At 72.0% G+C, this 21,188-nt stretch carries 16 protein-coding genes and 1 pseudogene; 3 read left to right on the forward strand and 14 right to left on the reverse strand.

What is annotated here, in order from left to right; translation table 11 throughout:
* Window positions 1-88 precede the first annotated feature (88 nt).
* Window positions 89-937, forward strand: a complete 849-nt coding sequence (locus WME89_RS51480) for a prolyl oligopeptidase family serine peptidase (protein WP_438006828.1) — start codon at window positions 89-91, stop codon at window positions 935-937.
* A 154-nt stretch (window positions 938-1,091) separates the two neighbouring features.
* Here WME89_RS51480 and WME89_RS51485 read toward each other — a convergent pair whose 3' ends face one another.
* The 6 genes from WME89_RS51485 to WME89_RS51510 all read right to left on the reverse strand — a co-directional run bounded on the left by WME89_RS51485 (window position 1,092) and on the right by WME89_RS51510 (window position 7,380).
* Window positions 1,092-1,619: a hypothetical protein gene (locus tag WME89_RS51485; protein ID WP_438006829.1), complete on the reverse strand. Its 528-nt coding sequence runs from the start codon at window positions 1,617-1,619 to the stop codon at window positions 1,092-1,094.
* Window positions 1,616-2,518 carry a DUF692 domain-containing protein gene (locus WME89_RS51490; protein WP_438006830.1) on the reverse strand — a complete coding sequence of 301 codons (903 nt, stop codon included), beginning with the start codon at window positions 2,516-2,518 and terminating at the stop codon, window positions 1,616-1,618. The genes WME89_RS51485 and WME89_RS51490 overlap by 4 nt, the downstream gene beginning before the upstream one ends.
* A 5-nt stretch (window positions 2,519-2,523) precedes the next feature.
* Window positions 2,524-3,288: a hypothetical protein gene (locus WME89_RS51495; RefSeq protein WP_438006831.1), complete on the reverse strand. Its 765-nt coding sequence runs from the start codon at window positions 3,286-3,288 to the stop codon at window positions 2,524-2,526.
* Window positions 3,289-3,290: 2 nt separating this feature from the next.
* Entirely contained in the window at window positions 3,291-4,262 is a 972-nt protein-coding gene (locus WME89_RS51500; protein ID WP_438006832.1) for a hypothetical protein, read from the reverse strand.
* A gap of 125 nt (window positions 4,263-4,387) precedes the next feature.
* Window positions 4,388-6,430 carry a hypothetical protein gene (locus WME89_RS51505; protein WP_438006833.1) on the reverse strand — a complete coding sequence of 681 codons (2,043 nt, stop codon included), beginning with the start codon at window positions 6,428-6,430 and terminating at the stop codon, window positions 4,388-4,390.
* Between the two features lie 452 nt (window positions 6,431-6,882).
* Window positions 6,883-7,380, reverse strand: coding sequence for a hypothetical protein (locus tag WME89_RS51510; protein WP_438006834.1), 498 nt, complete (start codon window positions 7,378-7,380; stop codon window positions 6,883-6,885).
* Between the two features lie 473 nt (window positions 7,381-7,853).
* Between WME89_RS51510 and WME89_RS51515 the strand changes: the two genes are divergently transcribed.
* The gene (locus tag WME89_RS51515) at window positions 7,854-8,525 is read left to right on the forward strand and encodes a hypothetical protein (protein WP_438006835.1); all 672 of its coding nucleotides are present in this window, start codon (window positions 7,854-7,856) and stop codon (window positions 8,523-8,525) included.
* 44 nt (window positions 8,526-8,569) lie between these two features.
* On the opposite strand, the gene WME89_RS51520 is transcribed toward WME89_RS51515, so the two are convergent.
* The 4 genes and pseudogenes from WME89_RS51520 to WME89_RS51535 all read right to left on the reverse strand — a co-directional run bounded on the left by WME89_RS51520 (window position 8,570) and on the right by WME89_RS51535 (window position 12,979).
* Window positions 8,570-9,889: an esterase/lipase family protein gene (locus WME89_RS51520; RefSeq protein ID WP_438006836.1), complete on the reverse strand. Its 1,320-nt coding sequence runs from the start codon at window positions 9,887-9,889 to the stop codon at window positions 8,570-8,572.
* Between the two features lie 141 nt (window positions 9,890-10,030).
* Window positions 10,031-10,963, reverse strand: a complete 933-nt coding sequence (locus WME89_RS51525) for an aliphatic sulfonate ABC transporter substrate-binding protein (RefSeq protein WP_438012076.1) — start codon at window positions 10,961-10,963, stop codon at window positions 10,031-10,033.
* Window positions 10,964-11,077: 114 nt separating this feature from the next.
* Window positions 11,078-12,160 (reverse strand): annotated as a pseudogene (locus WME89_RS51530) (sigma-54 interaction domain-containing protein); the annotation flags it as partial.
* A gap of 210 nt (window positions 12,161-12,370) precedes the next feature.
* On the reverse strand, window positions 12,371-12,979 hold the full coding sequence (locus WME89_RS51535; RefSeq protein WP_438006837.1) for an NADPH-dependent FMN reductase: 609 nt from the start codon (window positions 12,977-12,979) through the stop codon (window positions 12,371-12,373).
* Between the two features lie 271 nt (window positions 12,980-13,250).
* Between WME89_RS51535 and WME89_RS51540 the strand changes: the two genes are divergently transcribed.
* Window positions 13,251-14,822, forward strand: coding sequence for a hybrid sensor histidine kinase/response regulator (locus tag WME89_RS51540; RefSeq protein ID WP_438006838.1), 1,572 nt, complete (start codon window positions 13,251-13,253; stop codon window positions 14,820-14,822).
* A gap of 93 nt (window positions 14,823-14,915) precedes the next feature.
* On the opposite strand, the gene WME89_RS51545 is transcribed toward WME89_RS51540, so the two are convergent.
* The 4 genes from WME89_RS51545 to WME89_RS51560 all read right to left on the reverse strand — a co-directional run bounded on the left by WME89_RS51545 (window position 14,916) and on the right by WME89_RS51560 (window position 21,022).
* Complete coding sequence (locus WME89_RS51545; protein ID WP_438012077.1) at window positions 14,916-18,404, reverse strand: thioester reductase domain-containing protein; 3,489 nt, start codon at window positions 18,402-18,404, stop codon at window positions 14,916-14,918.
* Window positions 18,304-19,026, reverse strand: a complete 723-nt coding sequence (locus WME89_RS51550) for an HAD family hydrolase (protein WP_438006839.1) — start codon at window positions 19,024-19,026, stop codon at window positions 18,304-18,306. Before WME89_RS51550 ends, WME89_RS51545 begins: the two co-directional genes overlap by 101 nt.
* Before the next feature lie 116 nt (window positions 19,027-19,142).
* Window positions 19,143-19,499: a c-type cytochrome gene (locus WME89_RS51555; protein WP_438006840.1), complete on the reverse strand. Its 357-nt coding sequence runs from the start codon at window positions 19,497-19,499 to the stop codon at window positions 19,143-19,145.
* Window positions 19,500-19,513: 14 nt separating this feature from the next.
* On the reverse strand, window positions 19,514-21,022 hold the full coding sequence (locus WME89_RS51560; RefSeq protein ID WP_438006841.1) for a PQQ-dependent sugar dehydrogenase: 1,509 nt from the start codon (window positions 21,020-21,022) through the stop codon (window positions 19,514-19,516).
* Between the last annotated feature and the right edge of the window lie 166 nt (window positions 21,023-21,188).

The following is a 21,188-nucleotide window of genomic DNA, read 5'->3' on the forward strand; positions in this document are numbered from 1 at the left end:
CTCGTCCTCTCGGCATCTCGGTGCTTCTGGCGAGCACTCTATCGCAACGTGGCCGTCCGGGGCACGGACCCGGCGGCACGAGCTCTCCGTGCGGACCGGGCGCACGGAGGTCGCGTACCGGACGCGGGTGCCGGCCGACACCGCGGCTTACGCGACGGAGCAGGTCTTCGTGACCTCGAAGGACGGCACGCGGGTGCCGATGTTCGTGCTCCAGAGGAAGGACGCTCCGCGCGACGGGGCTGCGCCGGCCGTGCTCTACGGTTATGGGGGCTTCTCGATGTCGATCACGCCGAGCTTCCTGTCGAGGGCGATACCGTGGCTCGAGCGAGGCGGCCTGTTCGCCGTCGCCAACCTGAGGGGCGGCGACGAGTACGGCGAGGCCTGGCACCGCGCCGGGATGCGGCATAACAAGCAGAACGTGTTCGACGACGTCATCGCCGCCGCGGAGCACCTGGTCCGGCAGGGCTACACGCGGCCGGATCGGCTGGTGATCGAGGGCCGCTCGAACGGCGGGCTGCTCGTCGGCGCGGCCATCACGCAGCGCCCCGACCTCTTCAAGGCGGCGCTGTGCCAGGTGCCCCTGCTCGACATGGTCCGATACCACCTGTTCGGCTCGGGCAAGACGTGGATCGAGGAGTACGGCTCTGCCGACGACCCCGATGATCTCCGCGCGCTCCTCGCCTACTCCCCGTACCACCGGGTGCGCCCGGGGACGGCCTATCCCGGCGTGCTCCTCATGTCGGTCGACAGCGACGATCGCGTCGACCCGATGCACGCGCGCAAGTTCGCGGCCGCGCTGCAGAACGCCTCGACGGGCGGCCCCGTGCTGCTGAGGATCCAGGAGAAGGCGGGGCACAGCGGCGGCGACAGGGTGCAGGCGCTGGTCGAGGAGCTCGCGGACGCGTACGCGTTCGCGCTGTCGCAGATCGCCCGGTGACGCGGCGCCTCCCGGCGCCCGAGGAGGACGAGCCTCACCTGGCCGAGCAGCTTGCGCTCAGGGGCGGGCGTCATGTTGTCGTGCAAGACGAGGAGCGCGTGCCGGCGGTCCTTGCCCTTCATCGCGTGCTAGCGCACGCCAACGTCCGCGCGGATCAGCGCGGCGGCTGCGCCTCGAGCCAGCCGCGGAACAGGCGCGCCTCGCCCGCCGGGAAGAAGGCCGCGGGCGGCACCTCGGCGTTGTAGCGCCGGAACGCGGCGCTGAACGCCGCCGGGTCGCGGTCGAACCACGCCTCGGCCTCGGGCGAGCCGCGCAGGAGCCGCTCGAAGCGGAGCCGCGCCACGAGCAGCGCCGACATGCGCACGCCGTCCTCGTCCGCGCCGCGCAGCGCCCGCCGGAGCGCGGGCGGCAGCGCTGGATCCGCGGCCGCGGCGCGCAGCGCGACCACGGGGTCCGCGGCGGCCATCGCGCGGGCCACGACCTCCTCGTAGCGCGCGTGCGCCTGCGCGCCGGTCAGCCGCGCTCCCCGCGCCGGCGCTCTCCCGCCTCCCTTACCTGCCGCGCCTCCCTTACCTGCCGCGCCTGCCGCGCCTGCCGCGCCTGCCGCGCCTGCCGCGCCTGCCGCGCCTGCCGCTCCCTTGCCCTTCGCGCCCTTGCCCTTGCCCGCGCCCGCGCGCGTCACCGGCGCCCCCCGCGCTGGCCGAGCGCGCGGCGCGCGCGGCGCAGCTCCTCGCGCACGGCGGCCGCGTCTTCCGCTCCGTGCACCGTGCCCTCCATGCGCTCCAGCGTCACCCCGCGCAGGTTCGGGCAGCGCGGCGCGACCTCCTCCAGGAGGCGCCACACCGGCTCGGGGACGGCGTCGTCGTGGCCGTCGAGCCGCAGGACCCGGCCGGAGGGCAGCCAGCCCGGGTCGCTCGGGCTGCCGCCGGAGACGTGGATCTCGATCACCCGGGCGAGGTCGAGCCGCGCCACGTACTCCGCCGGCTCGAAGCCGAAGTTCTGCGCCATGGTGTAGACGTTGTGCAGGTCGAGCAAGAGGTGCGTCCGCGGCGCCTGGAGGACGCGGCCGAGGAAGCGCGGCTCGTCCAGCGGGTCGCCGAGCACGAAGTAGCTGACGCTGTTCTCGACGCCGACGTCCTCCACGACGGCCTGCATCGCCCGGAGCGCGCGGCGGGCGACGGCGGCGCTGTGCACGCTCATCGGCAGCGGGAGCGGCAGCCCGGCGGCGAGCCCCGCGGGCGCGCTGACGCCGAGGTGGTCGGTGTACCAGCGGAAGCCGAAGACCGCATGATCGCGCCGGACCGCCGCCAGCCATCGGGCGCGCCGGCCCGCGTCCGCGGCCGCGGCGGTGCCCAGCGACCAGCCGACGCCGTGCGCGACGAACGGCCGACCCGTCGTCCGCGCGAGGTCGGCGAAGCGGCGGTGGAAGCCGTTCTCGCGGAGATCGGCCTCGGCGGGGTCCGACACGCGCCAGAGCGTCTCGGGCGCGACCTCGTAGTAGTCGGCCTCGCGCCGGATCACGTCCGCGAGCAGGTCGAGGAACTCCGCATCGGGCTGGAGGGTGAGGCCGACCGGGATCACCGCGGCTACCCGCGCTGCTCGACCGAGAAGAAGTAGAGGAAGCGCCGGGACTTCTCGGGCACGTGCCCCATGCCGCAGCCGATGACCCCGTTCTCCTCGACGCCCTCGATCGTGGTCCCGCAGCCGCTGCTGCTGGCCCAGTGCGCGCCCGCCGGCGGCTGCTTCACGAGCCGCGCGCGCACGCCCGCGGCCCGGGCCGCGACGTCGCGATCGTCAGCGCCGCCGAGGCTCTTGCGGAGCAGGTCCCCGAGCGCGCCGATCCGCTGCGCCGCGATCTTCTCCTCGTCCTTCTGCTGCTGCTCCCAGCTCTTGCGGTCGATGCCGCGCCCGCTCTTGTAGGCCGGGAGCGACGCGTCGAGCGGCGTCGCGGCCGCGGGCACCTTGTCGGTCCTGACCAGCACCATGAGCGGCTCCCCGGCGCCGGCGCCGGGCACGATCTTCTTCAGGTCGGCCATCGTCGCGCAGACGACCTCGACGCCGGCGAGCGGGGCGAGGTCCCTGTCGGCGCCGAAGTTGAGCAGCTCGCCGAAGGCCCGGCCGCGCTCCCACCTGGCGCTGTCGTCGGCGGGGATCACGAGGACGAGCAGCGCCTTCCCCGCCTGCTGGGCGCGGCGGAAGGCGGCCGAGACCTGCGCCACCGGCGGCGCGGTGGAGGGCTTGCCGTTCATCTCGCACGCGGCGCCGTCACCGAACGCGTCGCGGATGAAGGCGGGCCACGCGGTGGCCGCGAGCCCCGCCGCGGTCGCTCCCAGGAAAACCCTGCGGTTCATGGTCACTCCTCGCCGGCGCGCTGGCCGGCCTCCTCGGTCGTCTCGTGTCCGGACACCCCGCGCCGCGCGGGCTCGGGCGCGAGCGGCGCGAAGTCCGCCCAGCCCGGGTGAAACAGCTTCTCTCGATCCCGGCCCAGCACGATCGGCTCCCCGACGGTGGATCTCAGCACGACGCGATCCGCCACGGCGAGGTACGTGCCGGTGGCGAGCACCTCGCCGGTGCAGCGGTCCTCGAGCGTGAAGCCCCCGGACGCGTCCAGGAGGAGCGTCTGCAGCTCCGCGGCGTAGAGGCCCACCACCTCCGCTCCGGCGCGACCGGGGTCCGGCGCGCCGGGGGTGACGTCTCCGGCGGACGCAGGCCTGGCGACGGGCGTCCCCAGGGAGAGCCGCGCGTCCAGGGGAGCGAGCGCGGAGAGCCGCGCGTCCAGGGGGGCGAGCGCGTCGAGCGCGCCGGGGTCGCGCTGCGTGTCGGGCAGGACCTCGAGCACGCCCCCGGGCGCATCGAGGAAGGAGGCGCGGTCGAGCAGCTCCGGCGCGGTGAGCGTCCACAGGCCGTCGCCGCGCGCGGCCAGCTCGCCGCCGACGAGCGCCGCGAGCTCCGCCGCGGCCGCGCCGCTGGCGCGGAGCACCAGGCGGTCGCCGCGCGCCTCCGCGCCCACCGCCAGCCAGCGGATCTCGCCCGCGGCGCCCCGCACGTGCGCGAGCGTGCCCCCGCGCAGCTCGAGCAGCTCCGCGCCGTCCGGGCCGCGCAGCAGGGCGGGCTCCTGCACGTCGAGGGCGACCGGCAGCACCGGCGCGCCCTCCCAGCCGTCGCTCGTCACGGTCCAGCGCTCGCGGGCGGCGCGGTCGAGCAGCACGTACCCGGTGGCGTCCGGATCCTCGGCCGGCTGGGCGCACCCGGCGGCGAGCAGCGCCGGGCACAGGAGAGCGCGCGCGGCGAAGCGCGCGGGCAAGAGACGACGACGTCGAGCCATATCGGGCGGCGACCTCCGGGGAGCTGAGACGCCTCGCGGCGCCGAAAGTTCTCCCGTTCTCCTGGCCGCAAAAAAAGACGCCGGCGGGAGCGCCGGCGTCCTGCCTGGCGGGGGCGCGAGGCCGATCAGTCCTCGAACCGGACGTTGTCCAGGTAGTAGGGACGCGAGCCGATGGTCATGTCGAAGGCGAACTGCAGCTGCACGTCGCTCGGCGCTGCGTTGAGCGCGTCCACGGCGCTCGCCGGGAGCGCCGGGAATGTGGCGGTGGTGAATGCGCCCCGGGTGAGGCTGGCCAGCGAGACGCTCCCGACCGACAGGTTGTTGATGCCGGCCGACGGAATCGAGAGCCGCGCCTGGATGCTGCCGTTCAGGTTCTGACCCAGCAGGGCTTTCGGCAGGAAGACATCGAGCTTGATCGTGCTGCCCACCGGCGTGAGGCCCGCGGTGCTGAAGCTCGCGCTGGTGATCGAGCTCGTCCTGGCCAGCGGGCGGAGCTCCAGCGAGGCGATGCCCTCCTTCACCCGACCCGTGTGCTGAGACAGGAGGGCGCTCGTCGCGGTCCACGCGCCCGGCTTCTCGAACCCGAGGACCGGGTTGTTGAGGAGGAACTCCTCCATCACCTGCTGGCGGTACGGGAGGAAGTGGTTGATGAGGGCGCCCGAGATGATGAAGCGCTGCCGGGTCGTGCCGTCGATGGGCTCCGTCTTCTCGGAGGTGTGGGTGAAGCTCAGCGTGCGGGGGAAGAAGGTCCCGGGCACGCCGACGTCGAAGGTGCTCGTCGCGTTGCCGTCGCTGCCCATCGGCTGATGGCAGCCCGCGCAGGAGAGGGTCTGCGCGCGCGCGACGATCTGCTCCGCGTTCAGGTCGCTGCCCATCGAGCTGAGCTTGCTCGTGATGCTGGTCTTCAGGCTCCCGCCGTCGCCGAACGCGTTCAGGTAGTTGTTGTGGAAGGGCGACGCCACGCTCTCGCCGGCGTTCATCTCGACGGGCAGGGGCGTCCGGTAGGCGAAGCGGTTGATGTCGTCGGTGGCGGCGAGCCTCTCCACCGTGCCCGGGAAGACGGAGCCCTGGAACGCCGTGATCCGCGGGTCGGTCGACGTGGTGGGCGCGAAGAGCTTCGCGGCCGGGTTGTCGTTGACGAAGGAGGGGACGATGCTCAGCGAGGGAGCGGCGCTGGTCCCGTGCGTGAGCTTGAGCTCCCGGAGCGACCAGGTGGTGTTGAGCGCCGCCTGACCGTTCGCGAGGAAGGTGAAGTCATTGGTTCGAATCTGGCCGCGCTCCGCGCCAGGCGCGTTGCCGTAGTGATCGATGTGGATGACGGGCTCGAAGCCGGGCAGGCCATTGAAGTAGAAGTCTCTCAGCTCGCTCGCCCGCGTCGCCGGGCTCTTCGCGGGATCGGACTGGCTCTGCCAGAACTCCACGACCGGTCGGCAAGCCTGGCGGCCAAGGCTCGGGTTCGGGTTGGGCAGCCGGGCCTCGAAGATGATGAAGCTGCGCACGAGGGGGGCGGACGCGCCAGACCGCCTCGCGAAGACGACCCGGTACTCACCGCAGTTGGCGCCGTCCGGCGGGGCGAGGTCGAAGCGGTTCGCGAGGGTCGTGGCCATGAACGCGTGGCTGGCCGTCGGGTCCGAGAAAGGATCGCGGGTGGCGTCGTTCCCGATGTCGCGGGGGCAGAACATCGGCCATCCGTTCCTGGAGCCGGTCGGGACCTGCTGCTCGAAGGGGACCACGAGGCTGACCTTGGCGGGGTCGAACGGCGGGTGGATGTCGTCGCGATTCCCGGGTACCTCGTCGCAGTGCTCGACGTCGGCGAAGAGCCCGGCCGCGTCGGTGCGGTTCGTGTCGAGGAGCCGATGGAACAGCGTGGTGGGCGTCAGGCCCGGGGCGCCGGACTGGTCGATCAGCTGCTCTAGCACGTCCACCAGCTTGAACTCGGACACGACGTCGACGTCCGTGACGAGGAGCGATTTCCGCGGATCGATCGGGAACGGCAGCGCGAGCGCCTGGGCGGCCGAGGCGGCCTCGCTCTCCGGGACGTCCGCGAGCTCGCCGTCCCCCGGCCCGAGGTCCGAGCACGCGACGGGCAGGGCTGCGAACGCGAGCAGCGCGGCTTGCCGCGCCCCCCGCCACGCCGCGGCGGCGCCGAAAATGGACCTTGAGCGCACCGGAACGTTCGGACTCGAGTGCTTCGAGAGCATGAGATCTCCTGGAGAGGACCGCAATGCCGGGCGGCGCGGAGCGGCGCTCCCGCGCGCGAACCGCCGCATGCGCAGGAAGCCCACGGTGCCAGGCGCGGCTCGCCAGGTCATGGCGGTCGAGAAATGCGTCGCTGTCCGTGGATGCCGGTGAGCCCGCCGGTCCTTCATGAAATCTCACGGGCACGCAATTTTCTGAGAGGGGCGCGCAGGGCGGCTCCCCTGCTGTCGCCGGGTCGCATCCGAGCAGGCCGCCTTGCGGCGCCACGCTGCGGCGCCATGGCCAACTCGGCGCAAGTCGAGCGGCTGCCGGCCCGGCGCCTCGACGCCGGCGGCCTCGAACGAGGCCCACGCGCCGCTCCCACCCTGAACGACGCGCCCCAGGCGCTCAGACGGTGTACTTCCGCGCTCCCATCAAGCGGTCAAATGCCGGTGCACCCGCGATCGATGTGATGAGTCCAGCCGAACTCGCTGCTCCAGTGCGTCACGCGGTAGTACTTGATCGCGCCTCCCCACAGCACCGGGCTGCTGTCCCCGTAGCAGGTCGTGATCCTCACCGTATCGGTCCACGGGGCGGTACGCGGCTTGTACAGCACGTTGTCAACGTAGACCTCCTCGCCCGGGGACTGGAAGAACGCGGTCAGCGTGCCGAGCTCCGCGGCCATCGCCTCGGGATTGGGGCACACCGCACGATACCGCATGTCTTCACAGAGGAAGTACTGGTTGACCGTCGCCGGGCCGAAGCCGGGCAGGTCCTGTACGAGCGCGCCGTCGACGAACGTCACGGTCCGCCAGCCGTCGTGGACCCCCGAGGTGTGCTTCTTGATCGCCTGTATCGAGCCAAACGAGCCGTCGTTCTGCGCGAAGGCGTTGCCGGCGACGAGCAGACCTGCCAATGCCAGGCCGAGAAATCGTAACATGAAATCTCCTGATTCATCAACTCGAAAGTGAGCCTCTGGCTGCTAGCTCATGAGGCGTAGTTTCTCAAGGACCGGCATGATTCCGCCGGTGACCGGCTCATTCGTCGGATCCGCCCACCATCGAAATACCAAGACTCATCTCGGTGAGCGGGCGACGCGCACGGCATCGAGATGCCGATCCCTCATCAGACGATATCCGCTGGGCCCAGGCGAGCTCGCCCTCCAGGGCCGACGCCCGGGCAGCGAACGGCGCGTCCGACGGCGCGAGCGGCGCGCGGCTCGGCGAGAACGGCGCGCATGCATGACGCCGCCCCGTCATCCTGAGCCAGCCACCGGCGCGCCCGGAGGACGGCCTCGGCACATCCAAGGCGCACGCTGGCACACCCGTGGCACACTCGGCGCTCCGTGCAGCGGTGTCTGCCGTGGTTTCTCCCTGTCTCCAGGTTGGCGCTCGTCCTGCATTGGTGAACGCCATGATGAAACCCGCTTCGACGCTCTGTATCTTGATGCCCTTCCTGCTGGCCGCCTGCGACGTGACCATCCTCGGTGGCGGGTCGAACGACGGCGGCGCGACCGACCCTGCCGAGCCGTCGGGCCACGGCGGCTCGCCGGGCCATGAGGGTTGTGGCGGCTCGGGGAGCGGCGGTGATCCGGGCGATGGTGATCCGGGCGATACGTTGACGGCCGTCGCGCAGACGCGCGCGCAGCTGGACGTGCTCTGGGACGAGTACTGGGAGAGCCAGGGTGACGTCCAGACCGGGAGCACCGGGGGGGGCGACGTGGAGCTCGATCCCAACGACCTCTTTCTCCGTGCATCGGATCTCGGCGTTTCGTGCGGCTCGCCGACCACACACCTGACCTGCGGCGGACACTGGCAGCTGAGCATCGCGCTGCCGAGCGCGTACCAGCAGGTCGGGGTCTATGACCTCGATGATCCCGAGCTCATCCGCTACAGCATGATGAGCGAGACAGGCGAGCCCTACTCTCCGCAGCCGGACGATTGCCCCTGGGGAGGTGGGTCGATCGTGCCGGGCACGCTCGAGATCCTCGCCATCGACGAGACCGAGGTGCGGTTCCGGGTCACCCTGGACTCGTTCTGGGAGGTCGATCCGAGCGGAGAGTACACCGCGCCGCGCTGCCCGTGATGCGCGGCTGTCCGCGCAACGGCGACCGACAGCACGCCGTCCATCTAGCCGTCGGACGGCGGCGGGAAGCTCGATATCGTCGCGCGCAGGCGGTCGTCGGAGCTGGCGGGCGCCCTCCTGCTCGGGGCTCCCGCGGTGATCGCCGCGAGCAGCTCGTCGGCGATGGCCCCGTAGAGCTCGAAGAACTGCTCGTCCCGGAACCGCGACCCGCTGCGGAAGAGCCCTCGCTTGTACCGGGACCAGCCGACCGCTCCTCCGCCAGCCGCGGCGCGCAGCTCCAGGCGGTCGTAGTGCCCGATCACATCGGCATGATCGGCGACCACGATGCCGGCCAGCTCCTCCGGCGAGCCCGGATCCAGGAGCTGATGGGCGCTGTTGACAATGCCGTCATTGCCCGCAGCGGTGATGTCGAGCTCCGGGGCGTGGGGGAACTTGATGACGCGGCACCGGCGCGAGGGACCACCGGATCCGTGCAGGCGCAGCTCGCGCGTGAGGCGCGCGGCGGCCTCGGCGGCGACGGAGGAAGGGGCGCCGGAGCTCGTGTCCGCCGCCCGGGTGTACAGGTCGCAGAAGAAAGGGTCGGAGTCGTCGCTCATCTGCGCCACCGTCACGAAGCTCCGCAGGTGCACGGGCAGCCGCGGCCCGGCGCTGCTGTCCACGTCCCGCACCCTGGCCATGTTCTCCGGTGTGAGCGCGTCGATGAGCTGCCGGTTGTTGCGGACGTCGAGGAGGAAGCCCCAGAGCTCCGTGGCCGTCCCGACCGTGAGATCGAAGGCCGAGAGCGCCGACTCGACCACCGTCAGGCGGAACAGGTGCATGAGCGGACGGCCGACGCCCAGGAGCTCCGGCCCGAGGTCGAGGCGGGCGAGCGAGGCCAGGTCGCAGTGGGCGAGGTACGTACCCCAGTGCGGAGCGCAGAGGGAGATCACCGATCGGATCCTCGAGCGCCACCCGCCTGGCTCGGTGTCCTCGCGCTCCCAAGAACCCTCCCGTTGAGGCCGCGCGCTGGTGAGCAGCTGTGCGTGCACGCCCCCGGTGCTGTGGCCGACGAGGTGGAGATTGGCGTTCGGGAACTGCTCGATGACCCGCTTGAGGAAGGCGATCAACGACGCCTGGCAGGCCTCGAGCGAGGCGGTGGGCCGCGTCGTCACCGGGATCACCGGGATGAGCCCTTGACGACCGAGCTTCACCTCGAGCGCGCCGCGCAGCGCCCCGCAGACGCGGTCGGCGAAATAGAAGAAGCCGCCGAAGTGGTCGAAGCCGAGGAAGCCGGGCACGAGGAGGACGACGTCCTTCACCTCGGGAGCAGGCGTCGGCTCCTCGTCCTTCCCGCGGAGCTGATCACGAACTCTTGCCAGCAGCATGAGGGGACACTCCCGCCCTGAAGGCATGTCGCCGTGGCCCTCGGCGGGCCGGCGCTGGCCAGCATAGCGGATCTGGCGTGTCCTGGTCGAGCCGAACGCCCGCCCGGCGAGCCGCAGGGACGAGCCTGGCGACGCGCGGATCTAGCCGGATCGCCCCCCGGCCGCCGCGCACGCGACCGCGACCGCCGACTCGCAGCGCGCCATCCGGTCCCGCCGGGACGGCGGAGCCCACTGCGCCTCGGCCACGCGGATCGGATGGGGGATGAGCCGCAGCTTCAGGAACGCGTCCGCGACCTCCTGCTGCGACGCGACGAGCTCGGCGTCGAGCGCGCGCAGGCCGAACCGCCGCCGCTGGAGCGCCGCGACGAGCGCCGCCTGCGGCAGGCCGAGGTGCGGGGCGAGGAGCGCCGCGGCCGCCGCGGTGTTCTCGTTGGCCCACTCCCCCATCGCCTTCACCTCCGACAGGAAGATCTGCACGACGTCGGGGTGCGCGTCGGCGAAGCCGCGCGCGCCGATGTAATAGGCCCTGTTCGTCGCCAGCCCCTTGCCGTCGCGCAGCACCCGCGCCCCCGTGGCGTCCTTGACCGTCGAGAGCATCGGATTCCAGATCGCCCACGCGTCGACCTCGCGGCTCTCGAACGCCGCCCGGGCGCCCGAGGGCGGGATGAACGACAGGTTGACGTCCTCGTACCGCACGTTCGCCTCCTCGAGCGCCCGGATGAGCAGGTAGTCGACGTTGGAGCCCTTGTTCAGCGCCACCGTCTTCCCCTTCAGATCAGCCACCGTCCGGATCGGCGAGTCCCGGTGGACGATGATCGCCTCGCCCTCGGGCGCCGGCGGCTCCGCCGCGAGGTACACGATGGGCGCGCGCGCCGAGAGCGCGAAGATCGGGGGACCTTCCCCCACGAGGCCCAGGTCGACCTGCGTCGCCCGGAGCGCCTCGGCGAGCTGCGTGCCGCTGTGGAACTCGACCCACTCCACCTTCACGCCGCGCCGCCCGAGCGCGCGATCGAGCGACCCCTTCAGCTTCACGAGCCTCATCAGGAGCCCGAACCGCTGGCACCCGATCCGCACGGTATCGAGCGGGGCGTCCCGCTCCTCGACCTCGCACGCGGCCTCGTCGAGCGAGCATGGTCCGCTCGAGATCGGCCCGGACTCGGGCGGCTCGCTGCCGCCCCGCGCGCGCGGCGAGCGGGCGAGCTCGCCGAACTGGACGAGCCGGGCGCGCACGATGTTCCTGCTGATGCCGAGCAGCCGCGCTGTCTGGAGCTGGTTGCGATGGGAATAGCGGTAGGCCGTGCGCAGGAGGACCCCCTCGATGTGCTCGTGCAGGCCCGGGTGGTTCTGCTCGAACAGGCTCAGGAGGGCGCTCTCCAGCGCGGCCAGCGGCGCCTCGGGGACCACCCTGCTGCTCGCCGGCGGCGCCGTGGGCGCCAGCGCGGCCGGCGGCACCGTGGACGCCCTGGGCTGGAGCGCGCTGAGGCGCAGGTCGGGGGGGGTGATCCGGTGGCCCTTGCACACGAGGAGCGCGTGGTGAATCGCGTTCTCGAGCTCCCGGATGTTCCCGGGCCACGGGTGCTCCAGGAGGCGCTGCGCCGCCTCCGGGGTGAGCTCGGTCGGCGCCACGCCGACCCGGCTCGCGTAGACGGACAGGAAGTAGCTCGCGAGCGGGAGGATGTCGCCCGGCCGCTCGCGCAGCGGCAGGAGCGAGACCGCCGCGACGTTGAGCCGGTAAAAGAGGTCCTCGCGGAAGCGCCGCGCGGCCACCGCCTCCTCCAGGTCGACGTTCGTCGCGGCGATGAGCCGGACGTCGATGGGGATCGGCTGGCGCGAGCCGAGCCGCACCACCTCGCGCTCCTGCAGGACCCGCAAGAGCTTCACCTGGAGCTGCAGCGGCAGGTCGCCGACCTCGTCGAGGAACAGCGTGCCGCCGTCCGCCGACTCGAACCAGCCCGCCTTCGCCGTGGTCGCCCCGGTGAACGCCCCCTTCTCGTGGCCGAACAGCTCGCTCTCGACCAGCGACTCCGACCAGGCGCCGCAGTTCACCGCCACGAACGGCCGCCGCGCGCGGTGGCTCAGCGCGTGGATGTGACGCGCCACGATCTCCTTGCCCGTCCCGGTCTCGCCGGTGACAAGGACCGTGGCGTCGCTCGGCGCGAGCCGCCGGATGCGGTCGAGCAACGCCCGCGATCGCTCGTCCTCGAAGACCACAGCCTTGGCGCGCGCCGACAAAGACATCGCGCCCGGGTTCGGAAGCGTGAGCAAGGGCATTGTCATAGGTGCTGTGCGCCAGTTTAACAGACGCGCATCTAAGATAGCGGATGAATGTGGCGTGCGCCAGGTGACGCCCTGCGCCAAGCCAGACGAGGCCTTTGTCGTGTCGGCTGATGTGGGTGGATGTCGGCCGTCGCGGTGCGCCGGCGGGCGATGGGGCCGGCGGGGCGATGGGGCCGGCGGGGCGATGGGGCCGGCGGGCGGGGCTTACATCCCGAAGGGGTACCTGGTCAGGTCGATCGCGCCGCTGGCGCGGACGAGCTGCAGGGCCTTGCCGTACTGGAGGAGGAGGCCGAGCGCGTAGCGGAGCCGCTCGCGGATGCGCTCATCGTCGGGGGACTGCGCCGCCGGGTCGTTGAGGAGGCCGCGGACGTTGCGCACGATGACGTGGTCCGGGATGTAGCAGAGGTAGGTGTTCTTGTAGCTGCTCATGCGCAGCTCGGCGATCGGATAGGAGCCGCCCATGCTGGCGGAGACCGCGACGATGAGCGCGGGCTTGTGCGCGAGCTCGCCTTTGGAGCAGAGGAGGAAGAAGTTCTTCAATCCCGCGGGGACCATTCCGCCCCACTCCGGCGCCACGACGACGAACGCGTCGGACGCGGCGAGCTCCGCGGAGATGGGGGACCAGGCGCTCGCCCATTTCTCCGAGGGCTGCCATGCCTCCGGGTCCCACAGCGGAAGAGGGTTATCGGCGAGATCGAGCGCGTACGTGGAGGTGACGTCCGGCGACGATGACAGCTGTTGCTGCACGTGGCGGGCGACCTTTCCCGATTCGGATCCATTGCGATGGCTGCCTGAGATCACTGCGATCTTCATGGGGTCTGCGTGCCGCGGGCGACGGGGCGCGCGGCGCTCCTTGCTATCAGGTGATGGTCAGGTGAGGGGCGCGGGATGCTACCCCGCGCCCGCGCGGCGGGTCGAGGGATCCGTCGGCGCGACAGCCGCGCGCCGGACGCGCCTGCTGTCACGCGCGCGCGGTTGGTCTAGGATGACGCCGACGCCGTGCCCCACGGCCGCCGGCGCGAAGGCTGGTGGTCCGGGGAGGCGCCACGGGGGGCGGGTGGGATCGACGCGAGATGGGGAAAGCGTGGGGAGCGCGGCGCTGTCCGGGGGCGAGAGCGCCGGCGCCGCGCGGCTCCACCGCGACACGGGCGGGGCTCCCGTCGATTTCCTGAGCGGGCGCGAGCTCCACCTCGCGCTCGATCTGGCCGGCGTGGCCGTGGCCGCGGGGGAGCCGCCGACGGCGAAGATCGTCGGCGCCAACCGGGAGTTCTGCGAGCTGACCGGCTACTCCGAGGCCGAGCTCCTCCGGCTCACCTTCTTCGATCTCACGCACCCCGACGATCGACAGCGGGACATCGACGCTTATGCGCAGGCGGTGAGCGGCGCGTTGCGCGAGTGGCGCAGGGAGAAGCGCTACGTCCGGAAGGACGGCAGCATCCGCTGGGTGGTGGTGCGCGGCGCCGTGCTCAGGGACGAGCGCGGCAAGGCGGTGCGGACCGTCGGCGTGATCCACGACATCACCGCGCTCAAGCAGGCCGAGCGGGCGCTGCTCGACGCGGACCGCCGCAAGGACGAGTTCCTCGCCACGCTGGCGCACGAGCTCCGGAACCCGCTCTCGGCGATCCAGTTCTCGCTGCGCGTGTCGCAGATGCCCTCGGTGCCCGAGCCGCGGCGGGCGTGGGCGCAGTCGGTCATGCAGCGGCAGCTCTCCCAGCTCGGCCGCATGGTCGACGATCTGCTCGACGTCTCGCGGATCACCCGCGGCAAGATCATCCTGCAGCGGGAGCCGCTCGATCTGGGCCACGTCATCGCCCAGGCGGTGGCCGCGGTCACCCCGCTGATCGACGGCGCGCGGCACGCGCTCTCGCTCGACGTGGGGCCGCCGCCGCTCGCGGTGTTCGGCGACTCCGCGCGCCTGGAGCAGGTGATCGTCAACCTGCTCACGAACGCGGCGAAGTACACCCGCGAGGGCGGGCGGATCCGGCTCTCGGCGCGCCGGGAAGGGGCGGAGGCCGTCCTCCGGGTGAGCGACACGGGGTACGGCATCCCGCGGGAGATGCTGCCGCGCATCTTCGGCCTGTTCGAGCAGGCGCACCCGACGCTCGACCGCTCGCGCGGCGGGCTCGGGATCGGGCTCACGCTCGTGAAGCGGCTCGTCGAGTTGCACGGCGGCTCGGTATCGGTCGCGAGCGAGGGGGAGGGCCGCGGCAGCGAGTTCACGGTCCGCCTGCCCGCCGTGGACGCGCCCGGCCGGCCCGAGGAGGCGGCGGCCCCGGCGCCGGTCGAGCGCGCGCGCCGGGTCCTCGTCGTCGACGACAACCGCGACCACGCGCTCGGCCTCGCGCTCTTCCTGGAGCAGGCCGGCCACGTGACAGCGCTGGCCCACGACGGGACCTCGGCCCTGGAGGTGGCGCGCAGCTTCGCGCCCGAGGTGGTGCTGCTCGACATCGGCCTGCCCGAGATGGACGGCTACGAGGTCGCCCGGAGGCTGCGCGGCGGTACGCGCGCGGGCGCGCCGAGGATCGTCGCGCTCACGGGCTACGGGCAGCCGGACGATCTGCGCAGATCCAGGGAGGCCGGGTGCGACGCCCACCTGGTGAAGCCGGTCGCGCCGGAGGTGGTGCTCGAGGAGCTCGCGGGCGAGCCGGCGCGCTGATGCTCGTCGCGGCGGGGGGGCGGCGCGCGGGCGAGCCGGCGCGCTGATGCCGTCGCGGCGGAGGGCGGCGCCCGGCGCGGCTGCCGTGCGGCGTCAGGACGCCGCGCGCACGGCGGCGGGCCCGATCAGCTCCAGGGCGACCATGTCGTCCAGGTACTTGTGAATGAGCTGCTCGGTCACGTGCGGCAGGGCCGCGAGATCGGCCGTCCCCTCCCGCGCGGCGAGCTGCCCGAGCCGGGTGACGAGGCGCTGCGCGTCGAACACCTCTCCGTCGGCGCGCGCCGGGCGCTCCCACGCATGGAGGATCGCGAGCGGCGAGAGGTGCCTGCGACGCTCGTCGAGCTGCATCAGCCGGTCGCGGAACGCCGCGTACCATGCCGCGTAGTCGTCGACGCGGTCGACGCGGTAACCCGACGACCTGACCCACGCGACGATGACGTCGAGCGAGATCCCGTCGTCCCAGTGGGGATTCACGACATGGTATGTGGCGTGGGGCGCACGCTGCCCCTCATCGGCCTCGTCGGTCGGCCCGCGCTGGCGATCGATCGCGACCGCGGCGATGCTCCGCGCCATGATCTCCACGGGGAGGCCGTCGTAGTGGCCGGCGTGGTCCGGGCGGACACCCTCGTAAAACGATCTCGGGGCGAGCGCCGTGTAGAGGATGCCGTACAGGAGCCGCGTGAAGAAGTCGGGGACGTTGATCTGCCCGCGATACCGGCTGTGCGCCATGATGCTGCTCGGGCGATAGACGTTGACCGGGACGCCGAGCGTGTCGCGGGCGTCGCGCAGCAGCACCTCGCTCGCCCACTTGCTCGTCGCGTACCCGGCGGCATAGCCGGCGTCGATGGCGCGCTCCGGCCAGAGCGCCCGCACGTCCTCGTCCTCGAGGATGGGGCCGCTCCGGTCGAGGCCGCTGACCGCGCTGATCGTCGACACGTAATTCATCGACTTGATGCGGCGCGCGAGGGCGAAGCGGATCGCCTCCACCGTGCCGAGGACGTTCGGCTCGAAGAGCTGCGGGTAGCTCAGGGCGTGGTTCACGAGGGCGCCGTTGTGCACGACGCAGTCGACCTCGGCGCAGAGGTGCGCGACCATGTCGTCCGGGAGGCCGAACCCCGGCCTCATGAGGTCGCCGGCGAGCACGACAAGCCGGCCGTGCGCCGACAGCGCGTCGAACCGGTCCAGGAGGGCGGGATCGGTCCCGTAGGACGCGCGGAGCCGATCGAAGGCGAGGGCGTCGTCCGCCGAGCGCACGACGCAGTAGAGCCGGCCCTCCTCGGGCAGCCGCTGGAGGAGCTCCAGCGCGAGGAACCGGCCGAGGAACCCGTTGGCGCCGGTCAGGAGCGCCACCCTGGCGCGCGCCGGCAGGGCCGAGGCCGGCGCCCCGCGCGCCGCGGCCTCGAGCTCGTCCGGGCCGAGGAACCGGTCGATCCGCAGGTCCGCGGCCCGGACGACCTGCGCGCCGGCGCCGTGCACGGCGTCGAACGTCGCGGTGCGCCGGGGGGAGCCGCCCGAGAGGGCGCGCTCGAGGTGGTCGACGATCGCGCCGACGCTGCTCGTCGGGTTGAGCACGAGCCCTACCGGCACGGTCACCCCGCAGATCTCCTCGATGACGCGGCTGAGGCGGACGGCGCTGAGCGAGTCTCCGCCGAGCTGCGCGAAGCTCTGGGCGCTCCGCGGCGCGACGTCGGCGAGCCCGAGCGCGGCCTCCAGGGCCCGCTTCACGACCCGAGCGGCGGACGCCGGCCCCGCCCCGCCCTGCGCGCGGAGCCCGTGGAGCTCCTCGACCTGGGCGCGCTCGATGGCCGCGTAGAGCTCCTCCAGGCGCGCGCCGTACCTCGCCTTGAGCCGGGCGCGGGCCAGCTTTTGCGTCTCCGTGAGCAGGCCGTTCTCCCGGGTGAACGGGGCGGCCTCGACCAGGAAGTCGCGCGGGATCTCGTAGCCGCGGAGCTGGTGCTCCCGGGCGACGCGGTCGATCTCCTCGCGGAGGAGCTGCTTGAGGGGCGCGTCGTCGGGCTCCGAGCCGCGCTGCCGCAGGTGGGCGGAGGCCTCCGGCAGGTCGGGCACGACGACGGACAGGAGGTACGAGCGGGCGCTGTTGCCGTACAGATAGACCTGCTGGATGAAGGGGCTGCCCCCGCTGTAGAGGACCTCGAGCCGCGAGGTGGCGACGAACTCCCCCTGCGACAGCTTGATGACGTTCCGCGCGCGATCGATCCAGACGAGGGTGTCGGGCCCGCGCTGCTCGACGATATCGCCGGTGTTCATGAGCCCCTCGTCGTCGAAGAGCTCCGCCGTGGCCCGCTCGTTCTTGTAATAGCCGGGCACCATCAGGCGCGTTCGGACATGCAGCTCGCCGCGCGGGTACGGCTGGTCCGTGGCGCGATAACCGAGCTCCGGCACGTCGACCAGTTTGAACGCGGTCACGACCTCCCGATCCACTCGGTTATCGAACGTGAGGCCGGAGGCCTCGGTGGAGCCGTACCCATCGAAGATGGGCACCTCGAAGCAGCGCTTCAGGAACGAGAGGATCTCGGGCGGCGTCGGCGCCGAGGCGACGGTCGCGAGGACCAGGCGATCGCCGAGCAACGACGCGCGCATCTCCGCCATGAGCTCGCCCTCGATCCGCCGCCGCGCGGCCTGGTCGCCCTGCCCTCGAGATCGCTTCAAGAGCTCGGCCTGGAACTGCTGGTGGATCATCTCCGCGATGCGCGGCACGAGGAACAGCGTGGTGGGCCTGGCCAGGCGGATGTCCTCGAAGAGGGTGGACATGTCGCTCTTCAACAGGAAGTGCGTGAGCCCGCCGCGCATGAGGGAGCGGCCGACCTGGCTGCGTCCGATGAGATGGTTCATCGGGCTGTAGTTGAACCCCACGTGCGGCAGGACCTCCAGGCGCGGATCCTGGCTTCCTGTGAACCCGAGCTGCCAGTAACGGCACCAGAGGCTCTCATGGACCATGGCGCCCTTGGGAGAGCCGGTGCTCCCGGACGTGTACAGGAGCGTCATCAAGGGATCGCGCTCTCCCCGCTGCTCCGGCAGCACCTTCGGCACGATGCCCTCCTGCCGGCCGAGGCTCTCCACCTCGCGCAGGGTCCGCACGGCGAGGCGCCGGCCTCCCGACTCCAGCGCTCGCAGGGACCTTCTCGCCCGCTCGAGCTCGTCCTGTCCGCGGCGATCGCCATCCGCGAGGTCCATGACGACGATGCCCCGCACCGAGGGGCACCGCGGCAGCGCCGCCTCGAGCCGCGCGAGCTGGTCCACGCTGCACACGACGCACGCGAGCTCGGCCTCGCCGACGACGTGCTGGTGTCGTTCGACTCGTCGTTCTGGCTGATCTCCGGTTCTTGACGATCGCCGATATCGATGGACGGGTTCATGCGCGCGGACGTTGAGCGCCGCGCGCCCCGGGGCAAGCCTCCGCCTGTCGTCCCGCCGCGCGCTCGGCCCAGCGCGGCGGCCGCTCGCGTGCTCGCCTGCTTGCCTAGACGTATCGCTGCTGCGGTGTCTTCTCGGCCTGGGGCGCGGTGCTCGCGCCCTCCGCTCCCTCGACGAGCGGCGACGTGTCGAGGTGCGCCAGCAGATCGGCCGGGCCGTCGTAGACTGCGATGGCGCCTTTGAGCCCGCTGTCGGTCCAGCCGCCCGAGCGGAAGCCGATCGTGCGCAGGCCGGCCCTGGCAGCGGCCTCGACGTCGTACGGCGTGTCGCCGATCATCACGACCTCACTGTGCGGCAGCTCGAGGTTGCCGAGCGCCGCCTCCACGATGTCCGGATCCGGCTTGGACTTCTCGGCGTCGCTCGACGACGTGGCGCTCTCGATGACCCCGTCGGCGCCGGTCAGCTTGAGGAGCTCGCGGAGCTTCTCCTTCTGGGCCGAGCTCGCGATGACGATCTTGATGCCGCGGCGGTGGAGCTCCTCCAGGAGCTCCTTCGTGCCCGGGAAGGCGCGGAGCTCGGGCAATAGCTGCTTCATGAAGATCTCCGAGCAGCGCGCGCTCATCTTCTTCCCTTCCGGGCTCTCGATCGATATCCCCGTCACCTCGGGCAGGAGCTTGTCGCCGCCCATCCCGATGCGCCGCCGCACCTCCTCGAACTGGACCTTGTGCCCGAACTCCTCCAGCGCATCGACCCAGGCGCGCGCGTGCGCGTCGTTGCTGTCGATCAGCGTGCCGTCGACATCGAAAATTACGCCGCGAATGGATGCCATGACCCGGGTCCTCTCCTGTGCTTGCCGATCTACCTGGCGTGTGATTCCGCTGCTCCGAGGTGGCGTGTCTGCCAGCCGCGTCGCGCTGCGCGCCGGGCCGTGCCCCGGCCGTCCGCTCAATCGTCCTTCTCGTAGGTCCTGATCGACATCATGTAGTCGATGACCGCGTCCACGTCGGCGTCGGAGATCTCCTTCTCCGAGAAGGCCGGCATGGCCCCGAGCCCGCTCCGGATCTGCAGCCGGATGGCCGCGGCGGGCGCGGGCTTGTTGTTGAGCCCCGGACCGAGCCCGCCTGCCCCGCCCGGGTGGCACTGGTTGCACTGCTTCATGAACACCACCTCGCCCCGCCGCTCGGGCGCCTCGTCGAGCGGGGGCGGCCCGAGGATCGGCTCGCTCCTGCGGGAGGAGCCGCAGCCGGCCGCGAGGCCGAGGGAGGCGGCGAGGAGACCGCAAAGGACAGCGCGTAGGATCATGATCGCCACCTCCTTCAGCCTGCGGACGCCGCGCGGGTGATGCGGAAGAGCGCGCCCGTGCCCTGCTTCGGCTTGGCGCCGCGCTCATCCATGAGCATGACGCCGAAATCGACGACATAGAGCGACTTCCCCGCGCGGTCGAAGCGCACGCTGATGGGCCGCTCCAGGCCGCCGGCCTTCAGGTGCGAGGCCGGGCCGTTGTCCTTGCCGCGGTTGACCGCGAAATCGCGGATGACGCCGGTCTTCAGGTCGACCCGGACGACCTTGAAGCCGACGGGGTGCAGGACCTTGCCGACGTCGGGCGCCTGATCGCCGAACTGCGCCACGAACGCGTCGCCGACGTGGCCGAACGACGGGTCGCGCGAGATGTCGATCCCGTTCGACGAGCTGTGCACCGCGAAGAGCGCGACCGGCTGCGGCGGTCGATTCGGGGGCGTCTCGAGGAGGGCGGGGGGCGTCGGCCCGCCTGTCGGCGCATAGCGGTCTTGCGCGACCGGGCGGCCGTCGGCGAAATCGGGCCAGCCGTACCAGGCGCCGGGCGTCACGGCCCAGAGGTAGTCGGCGTTGCCCCAGACCGGGCGGCTGCCGCGATCGTCATAGCCGTTGTCGGTGACGAAGAGCTTGCCGTCCGGCGAGAAAGCGAGGCCGAACGGGTTGCGGAACCCCCAGGCGACGAGGTTGAGCGTGCCGCCGCGCACCGGCACGCGCATGACCGCGCCGCTGCAAGGCACCTTGCCCGGGATGACCTGCCCCTTCTGCGTCTGCGTGCCGAACGGGACGAACGCGCCTGTCGTGGCCTTGTCGTCCTTGTCCTGCGGCGTGAGCGGGTTCGACGTCGTGAGCGCGGCGCCCGTCAGCGTCACGTCCTTGCAGGGGACGTCGTGGAACTCGGGGTGTCGCTTGAGCCAGCCGAACTTGTAGTTGTCCTCCCCGACGACACCGCTGTTCGTGGCCGTGCCCTGGCCGAAGTAGATGAAGCCGTCCGGCCCGACGACAGGCCCGTTCGTGTGGTGGTCACCGAAGCTCGGGAGCCCCGCGACGAGGGTCTGTTTCTGGCCGCCGGGCGCGATCCGGATGATCCGGCCGCCCTCGGTCACGCCGCCCTCCGAGACGATGAAGGCGCCGTCGGCCCAGGTGACCCCGGTCCACGGCGGGTTCTTGCCCGTCGCGACGACGGTCGTGCGGCCGCCCGGCTCGACCCGGAGGAGCCTCGGCGTGGTGAACACCTCGCCGTAGGAGTAGCCGGACTCGGTGACATAGACCTGCCCGGCGTCGTCGAACGTGACGCCCGTCGGGAAGTTGAGCCCCGTCGCGACCACCTCGATGACGTAGCCATCGGGCAGCGCGATGTCCGACGTGCGGATCAGCCGGGCCGGGGCCGGCGGGGTCGTCTCGCCGCCGCCCGAGGACGACCGGGCGCTGAAGCAGCCGGGCGCCGCGGCGAGCGCCGCGAGCGTCAGGACGAGCGTCGGTCTTGGACGAGAGCGCGGTGGCGGTGGACGGTTCGTGGCTTGGGCGTTCAAGAGATCTCCGTGGATCGGTGCGATGAGTGACGTCGGCCGGCAGCTGTGTACCCGAACCGCGCTGGAGACAAGCCGCGCGAGCCCCGCGGCCCGCCCGAGCAACGCACATGCCGCGCGCCGCGGCGCAGCGCGGGCGCGCGCCGGCCTTGGCGGCGCCGTGGCGAGT

The organism is Sorangium sp. So ce321, assembly GCF_051530195.1.
GTDB lineage: Bacteria > Myxococcota_A > Polyangia > Polyangiales > Polyangiaceae > Sorangium.

What these genes read in the sequence shown, in the direction of transcription:
- WME89_RS51510 (WP_438006834.1), bottom strand. Translation starts at nt 7,380, where the DNA reads ATGTTACGATTTCTCGGCCTGGCATTGGCAGGTCTGCTCGTCGCCGGC.
- WME89_RS51550 (WP_438006839.1), bottom strand. Translation starts at nt 19,026, where the DNA reads ATGGCATCCATTCGCGGCGTAATTTTCGATGTCGACGGCACGCTGATC.
- WME89_RS51555 (WP_438006840.1), bottom strand. Translation starts at nt 19,499, where the DNA reads ATGATCCTACGCGCTGTCCTTTGCGGTCTCCTCGCCGCCTCCCTCGGC.
- WME89_RS51535 (WP_438006837.1), bottom strand. Translation starts at nt 12,979, where the DNA reads ATGAAGATCGCAGTGATCTCAGGCAGCCATCGCAATGGATCCGAATCG.
- WME89_RS51495 (WP_438006831.1), bottom strand. Translation starts at nt 3,288, where the DNA reads ATGAACCGCAGGGTTTTCCTGGGAGCGACCGCGGCGGGGCTCGCGGCC.
- WME89_RS51500 (WP_438006832.1), bottom strand. Translation starts at nt 4,262, where the DNA reads ATGGCTCGACGTCGTCGTCTCTTGCCCGCGCGCTTCGCCGCGCGCGCT.
- WME89_RS51520 (WP_438006836.1), bottom strand. Translation starts at nt 9,889, where the DNA reads ATGCTGCTGGCAAGAGTTCGTGATCAGCTCCGCGGGAAGGACGAGGAG.
- WME89_RS51515 (WP_438006835.1), top strand. Translation starts at nt 7,854, where the DNA reads ATGATGAAACCCGCTTCGACGCTCTGTATCTTGATGCCCTTCCTGCTG.